The sequence below is a fragment of the Mesorhizobium sp. M7A.F.Ca.CA.001.10.2.1 genome, from assembly GCF_003998575.1.
Lineage (GTDB): Bacteria > Pseudomonadota > Alphaproteobacteria > Rhizobiales > Rhizobiaceae > Mesorhizobium.
The window spans coordinates 1-6,106 of sequence record NZ_RZQY01000350.1 but is presented as its reverse complement, the minus strand read 5'-3'; the positions used below and the strand labels follow the sequence as shown (position 1 = coordinate 6,106).

The 6,106-nt window shown below is 63.3% G+C and carries 5 protein-coding genes and 1 pseudogene; 4 read left to right on the top strand and 2 right to left on the bottom strand.

The features are described from left to right. Positions 1 to 686: pseudogene (locus EN964_RS21235) on the top strand (M23 family metallopeptidase); the annotation flags it as partial. A gap of 111 nt (positions 687 to 797) precedes the next feature. On the opposite strand, the gene EN964_RS21230 reads toward EN964_RS21235, so the two are convergent. Further along, positions 798 to 1,964, bottom strand: a complete 1,167-nt coding sequence (locus EN964_RS21230) for a M20 family metallopeptidase (protein WP_236383312.1) — start codon at positions 1,962 to 1,964, stop codon at positions 798 to 800. Beyond that, positions 1,951 to 3,129, bottom strand: a complete 1,179-nt coding sequence (locus EN964_RS21225) for a M24 family metallopeptidase (RefSeq protein ID WP_127270913.1) — start codon at positions 3,127 to 3,129, stop codon at positions 1,951 to 1,953. The genes EN964_RS21230 and EN964_RS21225 overlap by 14 nt, the downstream gene beginning before the upstream one ends. A 222-nt stretch (positions 3,130 to 3,351) precedes the next feature. On the opposite strand from EN964_RS21225, the gene EN964_RS21220 reads away from it, so the two are divergent. The 3 genes from EN964_RS21220 to EN964_RS21210 all read left to right on the top strand — a co-directional run. Next, positions 3,352 to 4,518, top strand: coding sequence for an ROK family transcriptional regulator (locus EN964_RS21220; protein WP_127268133.1), 1,167 nt, complete (start codon positions 3,352 to 3,354; stop codon positions 4,516 to 4,518). Continuing rightward, positions 4,515 to 5,279, top strand: a complete 765-nt coding sequence (locus tag EN964_RS21215; RefSeq protein WP_127268132.1) for an ATP-binding cassette domain-containing protein — start codon at positions 4,515 to 4,517, stop codon at positions 5,277 to 5,279. Before EN964_RS21220 ends, EN964_RS21215 begins: the two co-directional genes overlap by 4 nt. 39 nt (positions 5,280 to 5,318) lie before the next feature. After that, positions 5,319 to 6,106 (top strand): sugar ABC transporter substrate-binding protein (locus EN964_RS21210; protein WP_164775913.1); only part of this gene is annotated, 788 nt, incomplete at its 3' end.

Below are 6,106 nucleotides of genomic sequence, written 5' to 3'. Positions count from 1 at the left end.
AGACAGCGATCAACCAGTCGCTGTAATCCATCGAGAGCGACCAGTTGACCCGCATCAGCACGCTTGCCGACAATGCCTACAAGAGTGCCGATGCCATTACCCAGGCGCTCGAGGCGGCCGGACTGCCCGTCGACAGCGATTTCGGCAAGGGCGACAGCGATGTCGGCGGACCGCTGATCCCGCTCGACAGCTCCATGATGTTCGACAGCAAGGTCAAGGAGTTGGACGAAGCGCTTGACGCCCTCGACCATCTCAAGAAGGAAGCGCGCCAGTTGCCGCTGACCAACCCCGCACCGGGCCACTCCGTCACCAGCCCGTTCGGCGTGCGCACCGACCCGATCCTCGGCACCGCGGCATTGCATTCCGGCATGGATTTCAGGGCCCCGATCGGCATGGCCGCCAAGGTCACCGCACCCGGCACCGTCACCAAGGCCGGCTGGAACGGCGGCTATGGCCGCATGGTGGAAGTCGACCACGGCAATGGTTTTGCGACACGTTACGGGCATCTCAGCGAGATCGACGTCACCGTCGGTGAGAAACTGGACGCCGGCGCCGTCATCGGCAAGACCGGCAGCAGCGGCCGCTCGACCGGCCCGCATCTGCACTACGAAGTGCGCCACAATGGCGAAGCGATCGATCCCTTGCGCTTCCTCACGGTCGGCAAGAAGGTCGCCCAGTATCTGTAAGCGATGCTGGGCTCCTGCCCCATGCGCCGATGACCATCATGATGGCTGACTAAGGCGCTCCCGTCGACAGAAACGCCGTCACTGCCGCAACCAGGGTGGCCGCGCCGACCTTCAACGCGGCCTCGTCGACACGAAACCGGCGTGGTGGAGCGGAAACACCGATCCGACCGCTTCGTTGCGGATGCCGAGCCGGAAGTAGACCGACGGGCGTTTCTCGCTGTAGTAGCCAAAATCGTCAGCGATGGTCCATCCGGGCGTGTTGAGGACGTTGTCGGCGCCGATGCAGGCCTTGGCGCTGGCGGCAATCAGCTCAGTCATCTCGACATCGTTGACGACACCCGGTTCGCCCTTGTGGATGTCGACCTCGACACGCGCCCCGTGGCTCGTCGCCGTACCCTCGGCTATCGTACGAACACGGCGCCAGGCCCGCTCGCGTGTGGCGTCGCTGCCGCTGCGGATGGTGCCTTTCAACGTGACCTTGCCGGCGGTGACATTATAGGCGTTGCCGCCATTGATGGCCGTCACGGAAATCACCAGCGGATCGTATGGGTCGATCTCGCGCGAAACGATCTTCTGCAATTCGCTCACCAGGGAGCAAGCCACGGCCAACGCATCGACACCTTCATGCGGTTTTGCCGCGTGCGCGGCCGAGCCGATGACGGCCACATCGAACGTGTCGCAGGCCAGAGTGTAGGGACCAGAGCCGACGGCAACCTTGCCGGACGGCGTGTAGGGATCGACGTGGACGCAGATGGCGGCATCGATGTCGTCGAGAAGCCCCTCTTCCACCACCCGCCTGCCGCCCGACGGTTCGTCTTCCTCGGCCGGCTGGAAGATCAGGCGAACGGTGCCGCCAAAACTGTCCCGCGACCGGTGAAGATGCGCGGCCACCGCGAAAGCCATCGATGCATGGGCGTCGTGACCGCAGGCATGCATCACGCCTGGATTCGTCGATGCATAATCGACGCCGGAGGCCTCCTCGATCGGCAAGGCATCGATGTCGGCGCGAATGGCGATCTTTCGATTCGACGGCTTGCCGGTGCCGACAATATCGACGGCAAGGCCAAAGCCGGCAACGTCGCGAATGTCGGCAATTCCCTGATCCACCAGCATCTGCCTGAGATAGCGCTGCGTGCCGGCCTCCTGGTTCGAAAGCTCGGGATTGCGGTGCAGGTGGCGGCGGACCTCGATCATCCGATCGAGAATTCCGGCGTCGATATCGGTCGTCACGGTTTTCGCAACACCACCCGCCGTGGCCGAACCCTCAGGATTTGACATGGATCTCTCGCGGGAACTTCGTCAGGGTCTCATGGCCGGTTTCGGTGACCAGGATGGTCTCGCTGATCTCGATGCCCCAGCCATCCATCCACATGCCGAGGATGGAATGAACGACATTGCCCGGTTCAAGCACGGTCTTGTCGCCCGGCCTGAGGCTGATCGTATGCTCGCCCCAGTCCGGCGGATAGGCGACGCCGATGGAGTAGCCGATGCGCGATTCCTTCTTCAGTCCGTAGCGCTGGATGACCTTGCGCCAGGCGGCTTCGACGGCTTCGGCTGATGTTCCCGGTTTGACCGCGTCGAGCACCGCATCCATGCCCTCGATCACCGCTTTTGCCGTGTCCGAAACATTTGTCGGCGTCTTGCCAAGCTGCATGGTCCTGGCGAGGCCGGCGGCATAGCGGCGGCAAACGCCGGCAAGTTCCAGCGCAATCGTCTCGTTGTCTCCGAACCGCCTGTCGCTCCACATGATGTGCGGCGCCGAGGCATTCTCGCCACCGAGGATTGTCGGTGGAAGAGCGGTGATGTCGCCGGCAAAATCCGGGCTGCCTGCGATCTGCGCCGCCTGGATGGCGGCGATGGCATCGCACTCGCGAACACCCGGTGCGATCACCTCGAAGGCCCGCGTGACGGCCGCTTCGGCCAAGGTGGACGCCTTGCGCAAATAGGCGATCTCGGGCGCCGATTTGACCGCGCGGATCCAGTTCACCAGCAGGTCGGCATCATGCCATTTTGCATTTGGAAGTCCCGCGACAAGCCGGGCGTGCGCCTTGGGGGAGAAATAATAGGCTTCGAGTTCGATGCCGATATGTCTGACACCCCAGCCCCTGGCGACGATCCAGCTCGCGATCCAGTCCATGGGATGGCGATCGACGCGCTGAACATGGTCTTCCGGAAAGCCGACCACGTTTTCCGGTTTCATCCAGGCGGTCAGAAGACCGCCGGCCGCATCCATGGCGCGCCCGATCCAGACCGGCTCGACCTCCTCGATTGGAACCAGCACCACCTGCGGCGTGTAGAACGACCAGCCGTCATAGCCGGTGATGTAATGCTGGTTGGCAACGTCGTTGACGACAAGGAGTTCGAGACCGCGCTTCGCCATCTCGGTGCGTATCTTGCGAAGCCGCTGTTGGTACTCGTCTCGGGCAAACGGCAATTCAATCATCTTTGCTCCATCTTTGTCAGATCAACGGTCGCGGGGTTCGCTCACCATTGAAGGGGTTTCGCCACGGCGGCAATCGGCCAGGACGACGCGTGGGCAGGTCCTGAACCGAATAGGCCCTCCACGGCCTTCCCCAGGAAAACTTCGGCGTGAATTTATTTTTGAATTCCATTTGACTGAATAAATAAGCAATGCAAAGCTGCGCTCTCCTAAGGGGCGCAAGGCATGGCACTGCGGGGGACCAATCAGGAGTTCGGGCGGCCGTACAATCGGCGCATCGTGCTTGAGTCCATCCGCCTTCATGGACCGATCGCCCGCGGCGAGATCGCCCGGCGCGTCGGCCTCACCGTCCAGACGGTATCGACCATCGTTCGCGAACTGGAAGATCAGGACTACATCCTGTCGCTGCGCGAAGAGCCGAAGGGGCGCGGCCTGCCGCCGGCAACGCTCCGGATCAACCCCGATGGCGGCTATGCCGTCGGCATCCACATCACTCCGCTTGGTATCAGCGCCGCCTTGATCAATCTGAGCGGCGACGTGATCGAGAGCATCTACCGCGAGGCGCCGAACGCGGCGCCGGACCACGCCTTCGAGCTGATCGGGGCGATGGTGGTGGAATTGACCAGACTGCGGGCTGGCGGACGGGTGCTGGGCGTTGGCATGGCCCTGCCCGGCCCATTCGACGTGGAGTCCATGAGTTTCGTCGGGCCAACCACCATGACCGGCTGGAAGGATGTGGCGCTGCGCGAACGGCTGGCGGCCTCCACCGGATTGCCGGCCTTCTTTGAAACCGATATGGCAGCGGCCGCCATGGGCGAGCGCCTCTACGGCCTCGGCGCCCAGTTTTCCGAATATTACTATCTCTATTTCGGCGTTGGCCTTGGCGGCGTCATGGTTCATGACGGCAGCGCCTTGCGCGGCGCCTGGGGAAATGCCGGCGAGATCGGGCACATTCCCGTTATTCCGGGCGGCGAGGCCTGCCCGTGCGGCAACAGCGGCTGTCTCGAAAGATATTTGTCGCTCGAGGCACGCCGGCGCTGGAACGGCAGCGAGGCGGATTGGGTCGCCGAAGTCGCACCGATCTTTCACAACGCCGTCGCCGTCATCGAGAACCTGTTCGACCCGGAGACGGTCATCCTCGGCGGGCTGGCGTCCACCGACCTGCTCGAAATGCTGGCTGGTTCGGCCGGAGGCCTGCACAACTCCGTCTCGGCCCGCAAGGACCGCACGACGCCCAGGGTTGTGGTCGCGCGCGGCGGACAGCATTCCGTGCTGCGCGGCGCCGCCGCCCTTGCGGTTTCCGGGGTGCTGTCACCTCGCTTCGGGCAGATGTTCGCGGCCGAACGCGAACGCGAGCGCGACCTTCTCAAAGGCAGGGAGATTGCGGCATGAGTGAACCCCTGCTGGTGCTCGACAACGTCACCAAGAACTATGGCGCGATCGAAGCGCTCAAGGGGATCAGCTTCTCGATCGGCAAGGGCGAGGTCGTGGCGCTGCTGGGCGACAACGGCGCCGGCAAATCGACACTGGTGAAGATCATATCGGGCGGACTGGAGCCGACCTCCGGGCGCATGCTGTTCGAGGGCAAGGAATTCCTTGCCAAATCACCAGCCGAGGCCAAGGCGGCCGGCATCGAGACCGTCTACCAGGATCTCTCGCTGTGCACCAATGTCGACGTGGTCGCCAATTTCTTCATGGGCCGTGAGATCACACGCAAGTTTCTCGGCATTCCCGTGCTCGACGAGCGCGCCATGGAAGCCGTCGTCGGAAGGGCGCTGGCCAATGCCGGCACCCGCATTCCCTCGCTGCGGGCCAATGTCGAGCATCTCTCGGGCGGCCAACGGCAAGCCATCGAGCTCAACCGTTTCGTGCACTGGGGCGGCAAGCTGGTGCTGCTCGATGAACCGTTCGCCGCCCTCGGCGTCGAACAGACACGGCGCGGCCTCGACATGATCCGCCAAGTGGCGAACCAGGGCATCGGCGTCGTCATCATCACCCATATCATGCAGCAGGCTTTTCAGGTCGCCGACCGGATCGTGGTGATCCGCCAGGGCGTCGTGGCCGGCGATGTCGCACGCAATAAAACAAGTCCCGATGCGGTGATCAACATGATCACCGGTGAGACGCTTGCCGGTGCCGGACCGACAGGCTGAGGGACAAAAGAGGGGTCCGGCTTAAGAGGAGCGAACGACATGAAGCGAATACTTCTTGCTGTCTTCGGTATCCTTGCACTGGCCTTTGCCACGCTCACGCCGGCATTCGCCCAGTCCAAGGGTATCATCTACTATATGGTGCCGACGCTGCTGGACGAGTTCCAGACCGGCTCGGTGAGCGCGCTGGAACTGTTCCTGAAGCAGACCGGCTACGAGATGAAGACGCTGAACGCCGACAACAAGACCGACGCCCAGCAATCGCAGATGAACGATGTCATCGCGCTGAAGCCGGCGGCCATCATCCTGGCGGCAGTCGACTTCAATGCCCTGAAACCGTCGATCGAGGCGGCCCGGGCCGCCGGCATCCCGGTGGTCGAGTTCGACCGCCAGATCACCTCGACGCCATCCGACTTCACCTCTGTCGCCGGAACGGTCGAGATCGGCTACGTAGCCGCGGACCAGGCCGAGAAGCTGCTGAAGGCAAAGCACGGTTCGGTGAAGGGCAAGGAGCTGCAGGTCCTCGGCGACCCCGGCGACCCCTATACGCTCGACATCCAGAAGGGCTTCGAGGAGAAGATGAAGGCGTTGCCGGACGTCAAGATCATCTCGCTTCCGGCCATGCAATGGGAAGCCAGCAATGCCGGCACAATCGTTGCCGACCAGATGCTGGCGAACCCCGACATCGACCTGATCTTCAGCCATGCCGCGCACCTGTCGGTCGCCGCCGTCGCCTCGCTCGAGGCGGCCGGCAAGAAGCCGGGCGACGTCATGCTGATGAGCTCGAACGGCGCTCCGGTCGGCCTCGACCTGATCCGCAAGGGCTGGCT

What these genes read in the sequence shown, in the direction of transcription:
- EN964_RS21220 (WP_127268133.1), top strand. Translation starts at nt 3,352, where the DNA reads ATGGCACTGCGGGGGACCAATCAGGAGTTCGGGCGGCCGTACAATCGG.
- EN964_RS21215 (WP_127268132.1), top strand. Translation starts at nt 4,515, where the DNA reads ATGAGTGAACCCCTGCTGGTGCTCGACAACGTCACCAAGAACTATGGC.
- EN964_RS21225 (WP_127270913.1), bottom strand. Translation starts at nt 3,129, where the DNA reads ATGATTGAATTGCCGTTTGCCCGAGACGAGTACCAACAGCGGCTTCGC.
- EN964_RS21230 (WP_236383312.1), bottom strand. Translation starts at nt 1,964, where the DNA reads ATGTCAAATCCTGAGGGTTCGGCCACGGCGGGTGGTGTTGCGAAAACC.